Origin of the sequence: Rhizobium sp. PRIMUS64 (genome assembly GCF_023006465.1) — a bacterium.
Classification (GTDB): Bacteria; Pseudomonadota; Alphaproteobacteria; order Rhizobiales; family Rhizobiaceae; genus Rhizobium; species Rhizobium leguminosarum.
In genome coordinates this window covers 18,427-33,487 of the sequence record NZ_JALBGX010000050.1, presented here as the reverse complement: position 1 = coordinate 33,487, position 15,061 = coordinate 18,427, and the positions used below count along the sequence as shown (strand labels likewise).

Here is a 15,061-nt window from a genome sequence, read left to right as displayed (position 1 = left end):
TTGCCTTTATCCTCTGAATTTATTGGACTTCACAATCCTGTAACAACCGGCCTAATATACAGGTGCAGATGCCGAATCGATCAGGAGAGTCCCTTGACGATTGCAGTCTCCCCACAGGCCCTGCCGGCGCTCGTCCTGAACGCTGACTACCGGCCGCTGAGTTATTACCCCTTGTCGTTGTGGTCCTGGCAGGACGCGATCAAGGCGGTATTTCTCGACCGTGTGAACATCATAGCAGAATATGAACATTCGGTTTCTTCGCCGAGCTTTTCGATGCGTCTTCCGAGTGTCGTGTGCCTGAAGACTTACGTTCAGCCGTCCCGCAATCCCGCTTTCACCCGGTTCAACGTGTTCCTGCGCGACCGGTTCGAGTGCCAGTATTGCGGCGCCCATGACGACCTGACCTTCGACCACGTCACCCCGCGCGCCCATGGCGGCGAGACCACCTGGGAAAATGTCGTGGCAGCCTGCTCGCCCTGCAATCTGCGCAAGGGCAGCAAGCTTCCGAAGCAGGCAGGCATGTTCCCGGCGCAGAAGCCCTATCAGCCGACGGTGCAGGATCTGCACAATAACGGCCGGCTGTTCCCGCCGAACTATCTGCATGAAAGCTGGCTCGACTATCTCTACTGGGATACCGAACTGCAGCCCTGATCGAACGGCCTACGCGTTGCGCGTCCTTTCAGACGCGCAGCGGACGCTGCAGCGCTTTGAATTGCTGGACAATTTTACGAGGCCGCCTTGCGAACGCCGACAAAGGCGAAGGCGGCGAGCAGGATTCCGGCAATCACATTCCAGCCCGCAAAAGACAGGCCGAGCACCCGCAGCGCCGCATCGGTGCAGGACGGGCCCTTGATGGTGTTGAGTTCACCAAGCAGATCGCCGGCATTGGTCGTCATGCTGCTTGCCGTCGTCGAGCAGGTGGCCGGGCCCGGCCAGAAGTGCCATTCGACGCCGGCGTGATAAACACCCATGCCTGCCGTCACCAGCATCAGCATGCCGGCCGCGAGAATCAGCGCCCGGGTGATCCAGTTCGGCAGGCCGACGAGCTCGGATATCGCGGCCAGGATCGCAATCGGGATGGCGTAATAATAGGGCTGGCGCTGCAACAGGCAGAGCGCGCAGGGAATATAGCCGCCGATATACTGGAAGCCGAGCGCGGTGCCGACCGCCGCCGCCATGCCGATGGCGAGCAACAGGGAATAGATAAAGCCGGGGCGGGCGAGCGGCGAGGAAGTGGCAGTCATGGCGGAACTCCGCGACGTTGGTAGTGCATGAGATGCGAAATCAGATTTCAGGCCTATTCGGCTAAAAATCATTCTCGCCTAGTGAGCGAGATAGCGGTAGGCGGGATATAACACGATCACGGCGGCGGCACCGATACCGACGATCTGGCCGAGCCGCTTTTCGATGAAATCTCGGATCGGCTCGCCGTAGCGGCGCAGCAGCCAGGCGAGGAAGAGGAAACGCGCGCCGCGCGCGACGATCGCCGAGACGATGAAAAGCCCCAGATTGACGTGGATGACGCCGGACAGGATGGTGACGATCTTGATCGGCGGCAGATGCGCAAGACCCGAGGTGACGAGCAGCAGCAGGATCCACTCGTAGGTGACATAGGCCTTCATCTGCTCGAAGGCTTCGAACTTGCCGTAGAATTCCAGGATCGGCCGCGCCACCGTCTCATAGGCGTAATAGCCGAGCGCCCAGCCGGCGATGCCGCCGAGCACGGAGGCGACGGTTGCAATCAGCGCATAGCGATAGGAGCGTTCCGGCTTGGCAAGCGCCATCGGCAGAAAGAGTACATCGGCGGGGACGAGAAAGACGGAGCTTTCGACGAAGGCGATGACGGCGAGCCAGACTTCGGCCGATTTGCGCGAGGCCAAAGACATGGTCCAGTCGTAAAGTCTGCGGAGCATTCCGTTTCCTTCCTGTTGCAGTGCAAAAGAGCTTTAGGGGCCGTGCGCGGCGCTGTAAATGCTCGCCCGTGTCCTTCCTGCCACCGCCGTCCAAAAATTTTCGTGATGCGGGGTATCGGCGCCTCTCCCAAGATTTCACGGGATTGCGAATCGGCCATTCTGCGGCAAGCTAATTGGGGTCGACGTGCAGGGTGGCAAGAGAATGTTCAAAGTGATTGAAGGCGGCCTTGGGCAGGCGGCGCAAATGGATGACTGGTCCGAAGAGCGGCGCGGACCAAGCAAAGACGACGTGCGCCGGGAGGCTGCGCGACGGATCAGCGAGAGCGGTTATCATCTGTCCCGCATCCGGGAATTCGCGACCGGCGTGCCGATGCTGGCATCTCTTAAATACTTGTCGCTGCAGATCGATTTCGCAGCCGAGACATTGTCGCGGCTCGATCCGATCCCCGAGGATTTCCGCTCCGATGGCTATTGGCCGGCGGGCTGAAGCAATCACGGTAGCGTGATTGCCGCTGAAAGGAGTGATGTTGTGTCAGGACAGGTCCATCGACTTTTCCCATTGCTGACGCAGGACGTTCATTTCCGTTCGCTTCTGGGCCATTTCGCTAACCGCTGCGCGCAGATGTGGATGGTGCGACATGAACATATTGAAGTCGCGCCGTTCGAGCACCTCGAACTGGCAGAAGTCGACGGCGATGACGTCGGCTGTGCGCCGTCCGCCGGTCAGTAGCGCCATTTCCCCGAAAAAGGCGCCTGGCTCCAGGCGGATCGCGCCACTGGCGAGCCGCACTTCCACCGCGCCGGAGGAGATGAAATACATGCTATCGCCCCGGTCGCTGCGGCGGATGACGCGTTCGCCGGGCGGTGCGGATTTCGCCTTGAAGAGCAGCAGCAGCTCCTCCTGCGCGTCCTCGTCGACCTCGGAGAACAGCGGGAACGTCTCGATCAGCTGCTGCATCTTCAGTTGATGCTGGCGCTCGCGCTCTTCGCCGAGCGCCCTGATCTTTTCCAGTTCTTTGCCGAGCGCCTTCTGCCTGCTCCTGCCGTAGCTTTCCCAGAGGGAGGGCCATTTCGAATGGATGTATTTCTTCAGGCCGTCGGTCGCGAAGATCACGATTGGGTTGAGCGTGATCGACAGGATCGCGGCAGCCAGGATCAGATCCTGGCCCTCATGCGGCAGGAGCCCGAGTGAGACGCCGAGACCGGCGAGGATGAAGGAAAACTCGCCGATCTGGGCAAGGCCGCCTGCCAATGTCAGCCCCATGCTGATCGGATATCTGAGCAGGATGACAATGAGGAAGGTGATGATGCCCTTGCCCAGGATCACGAGCGCCAGTGCGCCGATCACGGCCAGCGGCTGGCGCACCAGGATCGAGGGATCGAAAAGCATGCCGACGGAGACGAAGAACAGCACGGAGAAGGCATTCTGCAACGGCAGCGAGTCGGCCGCCGCCCTGTGGCTGAGCTGGGATTCGCTCATGACAACACCGGCGAAAAATGCGCCGAGCGCAAAGGAGACGCCGAAGATCGCCGCCGAACCGAAGGCGATGCCGAGTGCGATCGCCAGCACCGTCAGCGTAAAGAGTTCGCGCGAGCCGGTACGGGCTATCATCGTCAGCAGCCAGGGCACGATGCGAGGCCCGAGGAAGATCGCCATGGCGGCGAAGGCCGCCACCTTCAGCAGCGTCAGCCCGATCGTCAGCATCAGTGGCAGGTCGCCGAGGCCGTGATTGGTCGTATCGGCGGCGTTACCACCCAGAAGCTCTGCCAGCGCCGGCAGCAGCACCAGCGCCAGCACCATTACCAGATCCTCGACGATCAGCCAGCCGACGGCGACGCGTCCGCTTGCCGCGTTGACGAGATTGCGCTCCTCCAGCGCCTTCAGGAGCACGACGGTGCTCGCCACCGAGAGGCTGAGGCCGAGGACGATGCCGGCGCCGAGGCTCCAGCCCCAGAGTTTGCAAAGGCCGATGCCCAACAGGGTGGCGAGGATAATCCGCCCGATTGCGCCAGGCACGGCGATGCCGCGCACGGCAAGCAGGTCGGAGGCGGAAAAATGCAGGCCGACGCCAAACATCAGAAGAATGACGCCCATCTCGGCGAGCTGGCTGGCAAGGGCGGTATCGGCGACAAAGCCCGGCGTGAACGGCCCCATCAGGATGCCCGCCATCAGGTAACCGACAAGTGGCGGCAGCCGAAGCCGGTCGGCGGCATAGCCCAGGACCGCCGCGAAAACGAAACTGACGGCGACCGTCGCGATAAGTCCTACTTCCTGATGCACGTCCGCCCTCTCTGGTAATAGCGGCGGCCACTTTGGACGAAGCGCAAGCAAAATTAAACAGTTGATTTGGATGACCGGCTACTGTTCGGGGCCCTTCGCTCTCATTTTGGCGGGTAGGATAGAATAATGCTGAAATTCCAAATGTTAAAGCGCCCTTCTCAGGTCTAAAAAGAGGCGTTGCGTTGTAGGCACGGCCCTCGTTCGCGGCACGGTCGGGCCGTCACCGATGTTGGAACCACTTGTGTCTTGCCTCGTTGCCCTTTCATCAAGAAAGGAGAACGACATGCGAAAGATGATCTTGAACTGTACTGTGGCGGCCCTTGCCGTCTGCTCGTTTGCTGCGCCTGTTCTTGCCGACAGCGTCTATGTCAGGGAGCGTTCCTATGACGACGGCTATCGTCACGAGCGGGTACGACCCGGCATCACCATCAGCGAGCGTGGCGTCACTTTCGGTGCCGTGCGCGAACGTGAGCACCGCCGCTATCGCGATAACGGCTGCGAAACCAGGAGCGTCACCCGACAGACCGACGAAGGCGAGGTCACCAAGACGGTCCGGCGCTGCAATTAACGAAAAAATGTGCGATAAGGACGAAGCCCGGTTCCGACGAGCCGGGTTTTCGCCTTTTGTGGCACGAATATTTCAATGCAGTGGTGAAAGTCGTCTGTCGGTGTTATGAGCACGCCTTTGGTAACAGCGCGTTCCCAGCGCAAGCACCGCCCGCACAGGATCTTTTAGTATGATTGAGCTTACGCCGTCCCAGATCGCCGCACTTAAACTCGCCAGGGATGGAGACCTTTATCCTCAGCCAGCCAATAAATGGACGCACGAGAACGCGACGGTGACTTATGCAAAAACTGACCGGTGGAAAGAGCGGCCTCAGAAAATAAAATCGGTCACTGCAAAGACGCTGGGCGAGTTGAAGGAGCCGGGTTTTCTGGAGCGGCGGCATCTGGATGACGACGCAACAAAAGACGTCTACGGCATCACGATGGCCGGCAAGATGTGGCTGCTGAAAAACAAGTAAGCTCCGCTTAGGCGCTGAGTATTTTCACAAGCCTCCCAGCCTAACGGGATATGACGGCCTCATATCCGACTTTCGGGAGAGACTTGAGATCGCCGCCAAAGCGACCTTGGCCAATAATTCTATCGGGTACGGGCGGCGGTCGATGCGGTGATGCAGTGTCGTCTTTCGCTAGCGCGCGGCCGCGCCCATCATCTCGCCCAAGCCATCACAGTGTCTTTGGTTCGGAATTATGCGACTTCACGCGCCTGCTCGCAAAGCCATGCGCAGAGCTGCCGCGGCGCCTCGCGCGCGTCATTGGAGCGGATGAGCGCAAAATGCCAGGCTGGCCCGCTCAGCACGTAGGGGAACGGCGCGATCAACCGGCCCTCGGTCAAAAGCGGCCGAAACAGCGACGGCGACAACAGCGCCACACCCACGCCTGCCAGCGCCGCATTGGCATCCAACTCGTGCGTGGGGTAATCGACCGCCAAAAAGCGCAAAGCCTGCGGGGTCGCGCATTGAGCCTCCTTAAACCATTGCTGCCAATCAGGGTGCGGCAGAAGCGCGAAGTCAGCCAGCGCCTGCGGCGCGGCAAGTTTCCGCGTTCCAAGCAGGGAAGGCGACAGCATCGGCGTCACTTCTACGGGAGCGAGCCGATATTCTTCCAGCCCGGCCCATCCGCCGCGACCCGTCCTTATGGCGACGTCGAATGCGCCCGTGTCACGTATTTCCGCCGAGACGTCGACCTCGATGACGGAAGCTTCTGGCGCAGGATAGCGCGCCAGACGCGGTGCAAGCCAGCGCGACGCAAAGGTCGGCGGCGCCGTGAGCCTGAGTGGCGGCGTCGCAGCCTGAAATTCTGCGAGCGCCTCACCGATCCCGGTCAATGCCTCCCGGACCCGGTTTGCCAGAACGGAGGCGGCGGCCGTCGGGACCACTCGCCGACCGGCGCGGATAAATAGCGGCTGACCGAGCTCAGCCTCCAGAGTGCGAATACGAAGGCTGACCGCCGCCGGCGTCAGAAACAAGCGTTCGGCTGCGCGCGCGAAGCTGCCGGCCGAGACACAGGCTTCCAATACGCGCAGAGACTCCAATGACGGTCGCATGATCAGCTTCCCTTCACGATCAATTTATCTTGCGGTGACGACAAGCAAAGCGCGTTTTGAAGGCGGAACGCTCTGGTGCAATTTTGGGGGCAGCCCAAAATAGGAGATCTACTGTGTCCCTGCAATCTCAGCACCTGTTTACACTCTTCATCGCGCTTCATCCGACGCTGGAGCTTGGGCAGACGCCAGCCGGCGGCCGGCGCATTTTTCCCGTCTCGGGCGGACATTTCCAAGGGGAGCGCCTGAAAGGAGAAGTGTCGCCACTGATCGGTTCGGATCTCCTGCTCGCTCGTGCCGACGGCACATTTCAGCAAGATGTCAGGCTTCTCCTCGTCGCCGATGACGGGGGGCTCGTCCTCATGACCTATCGCGGCGTCAGGCGTGCGTCACAGGCCGTCGACGAGCGTTTGGTGCGCGGCGAAACGGTCGACGCTTCCGAATATTATCTGCGCACGACACCGTATTTCGAGACCGCGGCGCCTGCGCATGCGTGGCTTAACAGCATTGTCGCGGTCGCAAAGGGCGGCAGGTGTCCGGGCGGTGTCGAATACGAAGTCTTTGAAATTCTATGACGACGATATTGTCCTCGCCGCTCTCTCACATTACGGGCGGGGGTTTCCCAGATCATCCACGCGAGACGACGCAGTCCGCTTGCGTTGCTTGAACTATCCGACAAAGATCTTGAAGATTTTGGTGGTGCCCCATGCCGGAGTCGAACCAGCACTTCTTTCGAAACTCGATTTTGAGTCGAGCGCGTCTACCAATTCCGCCAATGGGGCAACGGATACGAACGGGCGGCTGTCTAACATGCGAGCGCCCGGACGCGCAAGACGGGCAAGCGAAGTTATCGGACTGATCCGGTAGAGAGATCCGGCCTCGCTTCGAGGCCGGATCCTGTCTGATATCAATGGGCGGCGACCGGTGCCGGGCTGCTCAGGCTGGACTTCTTCAGCGTGATCGCCAGGATCGAGGCCAGCAGGCAAAAGGCGCCGGCGACGAAGAAAGCCGGCAGGTAGCTCGACAGCTCGGTGCGCGAGAGGCCGGCGCCATAGGCGGCGGTGGCGGCTCCCAGCTGATGTCCGGCAAAGACCCAGCCGAAGACGAGGCCGGTCTTTTCGCGGCCGAAGCGGTCGGCGGCGATCTTGACGGTCGGCGGCACGGTGGCAATCCAGTCGAGGCCGTAAAAGACGGCGAAGATGGAGAGGCCGTAAAAGCTGAAATCACTGAAGGGCAGGTAGAGCAGCGACAGGCCGCGCAGGCCGTAATACCAGAAGAGCAGCCAACGATTGTCGAAGCGGTCGGACAGCCAGCCGGAACCGATGGTGCCGAAGAAATCGAAGATGCCCATGACGGCCAGCACACTGGCGGCAGCCACCGGTACGATGCCGAAATCGCCGCAGAGGGTGACGAAATGGGTCTGGATCAGGCCGTTGGTGCTGAGACCGCAAATGAAGAAGGTGGCAAAGAGGATCCAGAAGGTCGAGGTCTTCGAGATTTCCTTGAGGACAGTGATCGGCGTCATCAGCGCGGCGGCGAGGGAGGTGCTTGCCGGTGGCGGCGTCACCTGCGTCTCACCGAAGGAGGGCAGGTTGAGGTCGGCGGGGCGGTCGCGCATGAAGGCAAGCACGGCAAGCGCTGCAACCATGATCATGGCGCAGACGAAAAACACCGTCGAGCGCCAGCCGTAGCGTTCCGTCAGCTCCGCCATCAGTGGCAGAAAGACGAGCTGGCCGGTGGCCGAGCTTGCCGAGAGCATGCCGACGACGAGGCCGCGATGCTTGGTGAACCAGCGGCTGGAGACCGTTGCGGCGAGCACCATGGCCGTCAATCCCGTGCCGAAACCGACGACAATGCCCCAGAGCAATAGCAACTGCCACAGCGTCGTCATGAACAGCGAACCGACGAAGCCCGCGCCGATCAGCGCCAGTGCGAAGACAATGACCTTGCGCACGCCGAAATAATTCATGAAGGCGGCGGCGAACGGACCCATGAAACCGAAAAGGATCAGGCGGATCGCAAGGGCCGAGGAAATCTGCGAGGTCTCCCAGCCGAACTCATCCTGCAGCGGCTTGATGAGAACGCCGGGTGCGCCCATGGCGCCGGCGGTGACCAGCATGGTGAGAAAGGTCGCGGCAACGACGACCCAGCCGTAATGGATGTTGCGCCGGGCAAGGGTGGAGGCGAGGGCTGTGGAAACCATGGGCAAGATTCCGTTTGAATTCAGGTTCGAGAAGATACTGGATCGATTTACATGATGGCCATCATATTTCTTGCGTATTGATGATGGACGTCATATATTTTGTCAAGCGACTATTTCTGGAGACGATAATGCGGGTCAGCCGCGAAAAATTTGCCGAAAACCGCGAAAAGATCCTGAGCGTTGCCGGCGTGCTTTTCCGCGAAAACGGTTTCGACGGGGTCGGCGTTGCCGACATCATGAAAGCGGCGGGTCTGACGCATGGCGGTTTCTATGGTCATTTCGATTCAAAGGACGACCTGGCGCTGGAGGTCAGCCGCAAGCTGATCGACAGGGTCGAAACGCGCTGGAAGGAACATATCGCCGAATCGCCGGACCGACCGCTGGCAGCGCTTCTCGACCATTACATCCACTGGCGTACGGTTGACGATCCGGGCGGCAGCTGCGTCTTCGCAACGCTGATCCAGGAGGTGAGCCGCAGCCGCGGCGCCGTCCGTGCGGTCTTCAGCGATGGCCTGTCCGTGCTGGTCGATACGCTCGTTGATATCGTTCCCGGCGAAACGGAAGAGGAGCGCCGCGCCAATGCCACGACGACGCTCTCGTCGATGATGGGTGCTGTCATTCTTGCCCGCGCGGTCGAGGACAGGGCGCTTGCCGAGCAGTTTTTGGTGACGATGCGCCGGCAGCTCGATCCCGCCAGTCGGACATAATCTCAGTCGCGGAAGCCGTGGTTTCGCTCTCCCCCTCCAGGCGGAGAGGGAGAGAATCCGCCTTGCATATGCCTGAGGACCGAGAAGCCAGCGACTATTTGAAGCCGGCGATGGCGTGCGGGATGTAGGGTGCTTCCAGGGCCGCGATTTCCTCGGCGGTGAGCTTGACCGAGAGCGAGGCAACCGCATCTCTGAGGTGGTTCGGTTTGGACGCGCCGATGATCGGGGCGGTCACCGCACTCTTCTGCAGGATCCAGGCGGTTGCGACCTGGGCGCGGGAGATGTTGCGGGCCTTGGCGATCTCGGCCACGGCTCCGACGATCTTGCGGTCGGCATCGATGGACTGCGTGTAGAGCGTCTTGCCGAATTCGTCGGTTTCGCTGCGGGCCGTCGTCTCGTCCCAGTCGCGGGTCAGGCGGCCGCGGGCAAGTGGGCTCCAGGGGATGACGGCGATTTTCTGATCGTCGCAAAGCGGCAGCATTTCGCGCTCTTCCTCACGGTAAAGCAGGTTCAGGTGGTCCTGCATGCTGACGAATTCGGTCCAGCCGTTCAGCCTGGAGACGTAAAGCGCCTTGGCGAATTGCCAAGCATACATCGAGGAGGCGCCGATATAGCGCGCCTTGCCCGATTTGACGACGTCGTGCAGCGCTTCCAGCGTTTCCTCGATCGGCGTCGTGTAGTCGAAGCGGTGGATCTGGTAGAGATCGACATAGTCGGTGCCGAGACGACGCAGGCTGTTGTCGATCTCGTCGAAGATCGCCTTGCGCGACAGGCCGGCGCCGTTCGGGCCCGGCCGCATGCGGTTGAACACCTTGGTCGCCAGCACGATGTCCTCGCGCTTGGCGAAGTCTTTGATGGCGCGACCGACGATCTCCTCCGAAGAACCGTTGGAATAGGTATTGGCGGTGTCGAGGAAATTGATGCCGAGGTCGATCGCCTGCTTGATCATCGTCCGGCTTTCTTCTTCCCGCAGGCTCCATGCATGATTGCCGCGGCCGGGATCGCCGAAGGTCATGCAGCCCAAGCAGATTTTCGACACTTCGAGACCGGTCTTCCCAAATTTTGCGTATTCCATGAAACGACTCCGTGATGAATTCGATGACCCCAGGCTGGCTTCGATGATTTAGCGCGAGATGGCGAAAGTCGCAGGGGCGGCAAATGAAGAATTTATGCTGCGTGCGCACAATGATCCGTGATCGGCTTTTGAAGCCGCGCTCATCACTGCCGCTGCTGGCTTCGGCTTGCACATCCGAGCGGCAAGGTGTTAGCTGATGCAGCATTTTACTGGAATCCGACCATGCAACTGCCGTCCCACGATCGCTACGACGATCTTTATCGCGATTTCTCCTGGCGGATTCCGGAGAATTTCAATATCGGCCGCGCCGTCAGCGACGACTGGGCCGCGAGAGATCCCGAGCGCGTCTGCCTTGAGCATTTCAGCCCCGACGGCGATCATCTTTCGCTGACTTATGGTGAGCTTGCCGGTGCCTCTTCCATGTTCGCCAATGCGCTGGCTTCGCTCGGCATTAAGCGAGGCGACCGCGTCGCCCTGCTGATGCCCCAGTCCTTCGAGACCGTGGTCGTTCATGTTGCGATCTACAAGATGGGCGCAATCGCCTTGCCGCTGGCGCTGCTCTTCGGCGTCGAGGCGCTCGAATACAGGCTGAGGACCTCAGGTGCAGCGGCAATCGTCACCAATGATTTCGGCCTCGATCGCATCCGGCAAATTCGCGATCGGCTGCCGGAGCTTCGGCATGTGATCAGCCTCGATAATGCCCACGATGCTCTCTCCTTTGCCGATCTGATCGTGTCATACGAGCCCTTCTTCAAGGGAGAAAAGACGTCTCCCGACGATCCGGCTCTGATGATTTTCACCTCGGGAACGACGGGGCCGCCCAAGGGCGCGCTGCATGGTCATCGCGTTCTGCCCGGCCATATTCCCGGTATGCAGTTTGCCCATGAGGGCTTTCCGAAAGTGGGCGACAAAGTCTGGACGCCGTCCGACTGGGCCTGGGCCGGCGGGTTGCTCAATGCGCTGCTGCCGAGCCTTCTGCTCGGCGTTCCCGTCGTCTCGTCGCCAGCGCAGAAATTCGATGCCGACATGGCCTATCGCATCATGGCCGAGATGAAAGTGCGCAATGCCTTCATTCCGCCGACGGCGCTGAGGTTGATGAGATCCGTTGCCGATCCGCGCTCGAAATATGATCTGGTGCTGCGCACCATCGGCTCGGCCGGGGAGGCGCTCGGCCGCGAGACCTATGAATGGGCACGTCATACGCTCGGCATCACCGTCAACGAATTTTACGGCCAGACGGAGTGCAATTTCGTGCTCGCTTCTAGCGCTGCCTACGGCGTGACCAAAGCGGGCGCCATCGGACGGGCGGTGCCCGGGCATCGCGTCGCGATCGTCAGCGAGACGGGCGATGAGTTGCCCGTCGGCGAACCGGGCCAGATCGCCATCGCCAGTCCCGATCCTGTCATGTTCCTCGGCTACTGGGACGATGCGGCGGCGACGAAACGAAAATTCGCCAAGGGCTGGCTGCTCACCGGCGATATCGGCCGGCAGGACGCCGAGGGCTATGTTACCTTCGAAAGCCGCGACGACGACGTCATCACCTCATCGGGATATCGCATCGGCCCGGCCGAGATCGAGGATTGCCTGATCGGCCATCCCGCCGTGCAGCTTGCCGCCGCCGTCGGCAAGCCCGATACCGTGCGCACCGAGATCGTCAAGGCCTATATCGTGCTTTCACCCGGCCATCACCCAAGCGAGGCGCTGGCCGCCGACATAAGGGAGTGGGTGAAGATGCGGCTTTCGATGCACGAATATCCCCGCGAGGTGGAATTCATCGATGCCTTGCCGCTGACGACCACCGGCAAGGTGATCCGCCGGCTGCTGCGGGAGAGGGCGGCCAGCGAGCGATAGAGCATTTCCGGACGCAAAACCGCTAAAGCGCGTCGCAATCTTTCAGATTCGCCCCTCGCGCTTTAGGTCTTTGTTTTTACGCATGTCGTTATCGCAAAACCGCGCACACTTTTGCGCGACATGCTTTAGCCACTTCTGCTGGAAAGGCTCTAGCCCCGCCCGGCGAGCGACATGATCTTCTCGCGCAGCATCTTCGCCATGTTGCGGGTGCTGCGGTACATGTGGAGCTGGGCTGAGACCTGGCGCATGTCGCGGTCGCTGTTCTGCGTCAGGCCGATCACCAGCGTTCCCATCTCCTCGCGCTCCTGCCAGAAGCGGCTCATGATCGGATGATCCGAGACGGCGCAGGAATCGGAGCGGACGATGTTGGCATCGTCGAGATGCCATTCGGTGAGTTCGTTCATCAGCAGCTTGCCCGGCGAATAGCGGGCATAGTTTTCATCGTAGGCGGTCTTCCAGGTATAGGCCTCGCCGCCCATCATTAGCACGACGATGGCGGCAATCGCCTTGCCGTTGAGATCGATCGTGTGAATACGCACGGCATCGACGGCGGCAAGGTTTGACACCGCCTCACGGGCGAAGGCCGTATGATAACGATCGGTGACGAGAGCGCTTCGCCGCTTGCCCTTCCAGCCGCCGGCTTCCATTGCCAGGAATTCCTCGAAGCGGATATGGATTTCGCGCGGCTGGCGGGCGACGGCATAGACCGCTGTTCCCAACTCCTCCAGCAGGCGCCACTGGCGGCGCATCTCGCGCATGTGCGAGGAGGAGATGGTTTTGCCGAGATAGACGGGCGCCTCATCCTCGCTCTGCAGCATCGGGCGCTCGTAAGGATTGGTGACGGTGACTGGAAGATTGCGGCTGAGCGCCACGGCCTTGACCATGCGCACGAAGATACCGTTCAGCCGCAGATCCGGCAGAACCAATATGCCGGGCAGATTGAGATCGCGAGCGGTCAGCCCCTCGAAAAGATTGTCGAGGGTCTCGGCTGCATCCTCGCCATCGACAAGCGGCGTGCCGAGCGGACCGAAGCTGTTCGACCAGCCGCGGATGATCGACGGGCCGACGGCGAAGCCCGGCTTGTCGACCGAAAACGGCAAGAGGAACCGCATGCGGCTGCGGCCGGCATTGTGATCGCGGATCAGGGCGAAGTTCACCTGCCGATCTTCGAGCCGCGGCATGGCGGGGGCGAGGAAGCGGCCGGAGAAAAAGACGTTCGGTTCCATCGCCCGGTTGGAGAGGAAATCGAGTTCATCCTGGAGCTCATAGCCGAGCTTGCCGGGGTAGAGGCAGAGCTCGCGGCCCGGTCGGCCGATCTCGGCGCGAGCCTCGGCCTGCGGCGCGTCGAAATTCAGCGCGGCGAGATCATGCAACATGCGGTTCGCGGTGCTGTCGGTGCTTTCGGTAACGGGGGGAACACGCACCATCTATCGAACTCTCATTTCTGGCGTTGCGGCGGAGGGGCCGGCGAAAGCGAAAAGGACGATGCCGAGCGTGCGGCGCACGGCGACATGCAGCAGGATCGCCTCGACGGCCATGGCCGAGGCCGTGGCGATCGCCGTGCCCTCGATGCCGTAATGCGGGATCAAAGCAAGGTTGAGGCTGACGTTGGCGGTCAGTGCGCCGGCATAGAGCGCGACGCAGAGGTTCTGCTTGCCTGCCATCATCAGCAGCGTTTCGGCCGGGCCGACCAGCGATTTCGCGAGGATGCCGGCGAGCAGGATCGCCATCACCAGATAACCTGACGTAAAGGCGCCGCCGAAGAGCGACAGCAGCAGATGACCGGCCGCAAGCACGACAAGACCGACCCCGAGCGCCGGCCAGAAGGTCCAGCGGGCGGCGTCGATGGCAGCGGTTGCGAGCTGAGCATGGTCGCCTTCGGCGATGATCGAGGAAAAGCGCGGGCCGGAGGCTGCCTTGACCGAGAAATTGATGAAATGCACCAGCGCCATCGTCTTGGCGGCGGCGAAGTAGATGGCGACGTCGTGCGGCTCGAGGAAGATGCCGACGACGACGACGTCGGAATTGGTCAGCAGGAAGCTCACGCCCTCGATCAGGAAAATCGGAAAGGCGACGCTGAACCAGGCGATGAAATCGACCTTGCGCGGGCCTTCGTCATAATGCCGGCGCAGGCGGTAGAGCGTTGCGGCATACTGGCCGAGGGCGGTGACGAAGGTGGCGACGAGTGCTGCCTGCATCGCGGTGACGGCCGTGTGCTCGGCGCCGATGGCAATCGCGATCAGCATGAAAAGGATGATGAGGATCGGGCGGACGATATAGACCGGGCTCAGCGCCATCACCGGCCAGTGGTTCGCCCGCGACGTGCCTTCCAAAATGTCGCCGAGCGCGATCATCGGCATGGCGAGCAGGCCGATGAAGATCGGGACGAGATAATAGACCTGGATCTTATCGCCGAAGAAATGCAGGCCGAGCATGCCAGCGGCGAGCACCGCCGTGCCGGAAAGCAGCGCAAAGATGCGCGCCGTGCCGGTCAGGCCGCGGATTTCCTCGAAAGCGCCCGCTGCCCTGTATTGCGGCAGGAAGCGGATGATCGCGGTGTGGAAACCGAGGCATGAGAGATCGCCGAAGACGACGACCAGCACCCAGACGAAAACGAAGATGCCATATTCATATTCGCCCATCAGCCGGGCGAGCACGATCTGGGAGACGAAGGCGAGTGCGGCGCTGAGGATACGAATCGAAAAGGCCGTCAGCGCCATGCGCTGGGCGGCCGCCTTTTCACCGCGTTCGGTGAGCACGGCAGCAAGCATGCGCAGCGTGCGGCCGCCGATCGGGCGCAGGCCCGCCGGCAGCATCTTCTCCGCTGTTTCTATGACCGCCATGATGAACACGCAAAACTCTAAAGGTCAGGCAAATCGTCCCGGAAGTCTTGACAGAACAGGGTTAAGAAACGGTTCTGGCTT

At 61.2% G+C, this 15,061-nt stretch carries 15 protein-coding genes and 1 tRNA gene; 7 read left to right on the top strand and 9 right to left on the bottom strand.

The window, feature by feature from the left end; all coding sequences use genetic code 11:
- Window positions 1-93: 93 nt before the first annotated feature.
- Window positions 94-651, top strand: coding sequence for an HNH endonuclease (locus MOV76_RS20110; RefSeq protein ID WP_011653702.1), 558 nt, complete (start codon window positions 94-96; stop codon window positions 649-651).
- A 74-nt stretch (window positions 652-725) separates the two neighbouring features.
- On the opposite strand, the gene MOV76_RS20105 is transcribed toward MOV76_RS20110, so the two are convergent.
- Both MOV76_RS20105 and MOV76_RS20100 read right to left on the bottom strand, forming a co-directional pair.
- Window positions 726-1,244, bottom strand: coding sequence for a disulfide bond formation protein B (locus tag MOV76_RS20105; protein WP_018448094.1), 519 nt, complete (start codon window positions 1,242-1,244; stop codon window positions 726-728).
- A gap of 78 nt (window positions 1,245-1,322) precedes the next feature.
- Window positions 1,323-1,913 carry a YqaA family protein gene (locus MOV76_RS20100; protein WP_028734606.1) on the bottom strand — a complete coding sequence of 197 codons (591 nt, stop codon included), beginning with the start codon at window positions 1,911-1,913 and terminating at the stop codon, window positions 1,323-1,325.
- A 202-nt stretch (window positions 1,914-2,115) separates the two neighbouring features.
- Between MOV76_RS20100 and MOV76_RS20095 the strand changes: the two genes are divergently transcribed.
- Entirely contained in the window at window positions 2,116-2,400 is a 285-nt protein-coding gene (locus MOV76_RS20095) for a hypothetical protein (protein ID WP_130718048.1), read from the top strand.
- Between the two features lie 45 nt (window positions 2,401-2,445).
- On the opposite strand, the gene MOV76_RS20090 is transcribed toward MOV76_RS20095, so the two are convergent.
- Window positions 2,446-4,194: a cation:proton antiporter gene (locus MOV76_RS20090; protein WP_130718046.1), complete on the bottom strand. Its 1,749-nt coding sequence runs from the start codon at window positions 4,192-4,194 to the stop codon at window positions 2,446-2,448.
- Window positions 4,195-4,477: 283 nt separating this feature from the next.
- Between MOV76_RS20090 and MOV76_RS20085 the strand changes: the two genes are divergently transcribed.
- Complete coding sequence (locus tag MOV76_RS20085) at window positions 4,478-4,762, top strand: hypothetical protein (RefSeq protein WP_018243765.1); 285 nt, start codon at window positions 4,478-4,480, stop codon at window positions 4,760-4,762.
- A gap of 169 nt (window positions 4,763-4,931) precedes the next feature.
- Window positions 4,932-5,219, top strand: a complete 288-nt coding sequence (locus tag MOV76_RS20080; RefSeq protein WP_012759154.1) for a hypothetical protein — start codon at window positions 4,932-4,934, stop codon at window positions 5,217-5,219.
- A gap of 227 nt (window positions 5,220-5,446) precedes the next feature.
- Here the strand turns inward: MOV76_RS20080 and MOV76_RS20075 are convergent, their stop codons facing one another.
- A complete protein-coding gene (locus tag MOV76_RS20075; protein ID WP_193444674.1) occupies window positions 5,447-6,304 on the bottom strand; it encodes a LysR family transcriptional regulator in 858 nt (285 codons plus the stop codon).
- Between the two features lie 113 nt (window positions 6,305-6,417).
- Between MOV76_RS20075 and MOV76_RS20070 the strand changes: the two genes are divergently transcribed.
- On the top strand, window positions 6,418-6,876 hold the full coding sequence (locus MOV76_RS20070) for a DUF3237 domain-containing protein (RefSeq protein WP_247265141.1): 459 nt from the start codon (window positions 6,418-6,420) through the stop codon (window positions 6,874-6,876).
- Window positions 6,877-6,998: 122 nt separating this feature from the next.
- Here the strand turns inward: MOV76_RS20070 and MOV76_RS20065 are convergent.
- Window positions 6,999-7,083 (bottom strand) — tRNA-Leu (locus MOV76_RS20065).
- Between the two features lie 125 nt (window positions 7,084-7,208).
- A complete protein-coding gene (locus MOV76_RS20060) occupies window positions 7,209-8,504 on the bottom strand; it encodes an MFS transporter (RefSeq protein WP_247265140.1) in 1,296 nt (431 codons plus the stop codon).
- Between the two features lie 128 nt (window positions 8,505-8,632).
- Here MOV76_RS20060 and MOV76_RS20055 point away from each other — a divergent pair, with 128 nt between their 5' ends.
- Window positions 8,633-9,211 carry a TetR/AcrR family transcriptional regulator gene (locus tag MOV76_RS20055; protein ID WP_247265139.1) on the top strand — a complete coding sequence of 193 codons (579 nt, stop codon included), beginning with the start codon at window positions 8,633-8,635 and terminating at the stop codon, window positions 9,209-9,211.
- 94 nt (window positions 9,212-9,305) lie between these two features.
- Here the strand turns inward: MOV76_RS20055 and MOV76_RS20050 are convergent, their stop codons facing one another.
- Window positions 9,306-10,286 (bottom strand): aldo/keto reductase, encoded by a 981-nt coding sequence (locus MOV76_RS20050; protein WP_112905370.1) that lies wholly within the window; start codon window positions 10,284-10,286, stop codon window positions 9,306-9,308.
- 222 nt (window positions 10,287-10,508) lie between these two features.
- Here MOV76_RS20050 and MOV76_RS20045 point away from each other — a divergent pair, with 222 nt between their 5' ends.
- The gene (locus MOV76_RS20045) at window positions 10,509-12,137 is read left to right on the top strand and encodes an AMP-binding protein (RefSeq protein ID WP_247265138.1); all 1,629 of its coding nucleotides are present in this window, start codon (window positions 10,509-10,511) and stop codon (window positions 12,135-12,137) included.
- 149 nt (window positions 12,138-12,286) lie between these two features.
- Here MOV76_RS20045 and MOV76_RS20040 read toward each other — a convergent pair whose 3' ends face one another.
- Both MOV76_RS20040 and MOV76_RS20035 read right to left on the bottom strand, forming a co-directional pair.
- A complete protein-coding gene (locus MOV76_RS20040; protein ID WP_247265137.1) occupies window positions 12,287-13,564 on the bottom strand; it encodes a GNAT family N-acetyltransferase in 1,278 nt (425 codons plus the stop codon).
- Window positions 13,565-14,980, bottom strand: coding sequence for a lipopolysaccharide biosynthesis protein (locus MOV76_RS20035; RefSeq protein ID WP_247265136.1), 1,416 nt, complete (start codon window positions 14,978-14,980; stop codon window positions 13,565-13,567). It abuts the gene before it with no gap.
- Window positions 14,981-15,061: the final 81 nt, after the last annotated feature.

Coding starts and splice junctions, on each gene's coding strand:
- MOV76_RS20055 (WP_247265139.1), top strand. CDS start 8,633: ATGCGGGTCAGCCGCGAAAAATTTGCCGAAAACCGCGAAAAGATCCTG.
- MOV76_RS20075 (WP_193444674.1), bottom strand. CDS start 6,304: ATGCGACCGTCATTGGAGTCTCTGCGCGTATTGGAAGCCTGTGTCTCG.
- MOV76_RS20085 (WP_018243765.1), top strand. CDS start 4,478: ATGCGAAAGATGATCTTGAACTGTACTGTGGCGGCCCTTGCCGTCTGC.
- MOV76_RS20045 (WP_247265138.1), top strand. CDS start 10,509: ATGCAACTGCCGTCCCACGATCGCTACGACGATCTTTATCGCGATTTC.
- MOV76_RS20040 (WP_247265137.1), bottom strand. CDS start 13,564: ATGGTGCGTGTTCCCCCCGTTACCGAAAGCACCGACAGCACCGCGAAC.
- MOV76_RS20050 (WP_112905370.1), bottom strand. CDS start 10,286: ATGGAATACGCAAAATTTGGGAAGACCGGTCTCGAAGTGTCGAAAATC.
- MOV76_RS20105 (WP_018448094.1), bottom strand. CDS start 1,244: ATGACTGCCACTTCCTCGCCGCTCGCCCGCCCCGGCTTTATCTATTCC.
- MOV76_RS20080 (WP_012759154.1), top strand. CDS start 4,932: ATGATTGAGCTTACGCCGTCCCAGATCGCCGCACTTAAACTCGCCAGG.
- MOV76_RS20100 (WP_028734606.1), bottom strand. CDS start 1,913: ATGCTCCGCAGACTTTACGACTGGACCATGTCTTTGGCCTCGCGCAAA.
- MOV76_RS20095 (WP_130718048.1), top strand. CDS start 2,116: ATGTTCAAAGTGATTGAAGGCGGCCTTGGGCAGGCGGCGCAAATGGAT.
- MOV76_RS20060 (WP_247265140.1), bottom strand. CDS start 8,504: ATGGTTTCCACAGCCCTCGCCTCCACCCTTGCCCGGCGCAACATCCAT.
- MOV76_RS20035 (WP_247265136.1), bottom strand. CDS start 14,980: ATGGCGGTCATAGAAACAGCGGAGAAGATGCTGCCGGCGGGCCTGCGC.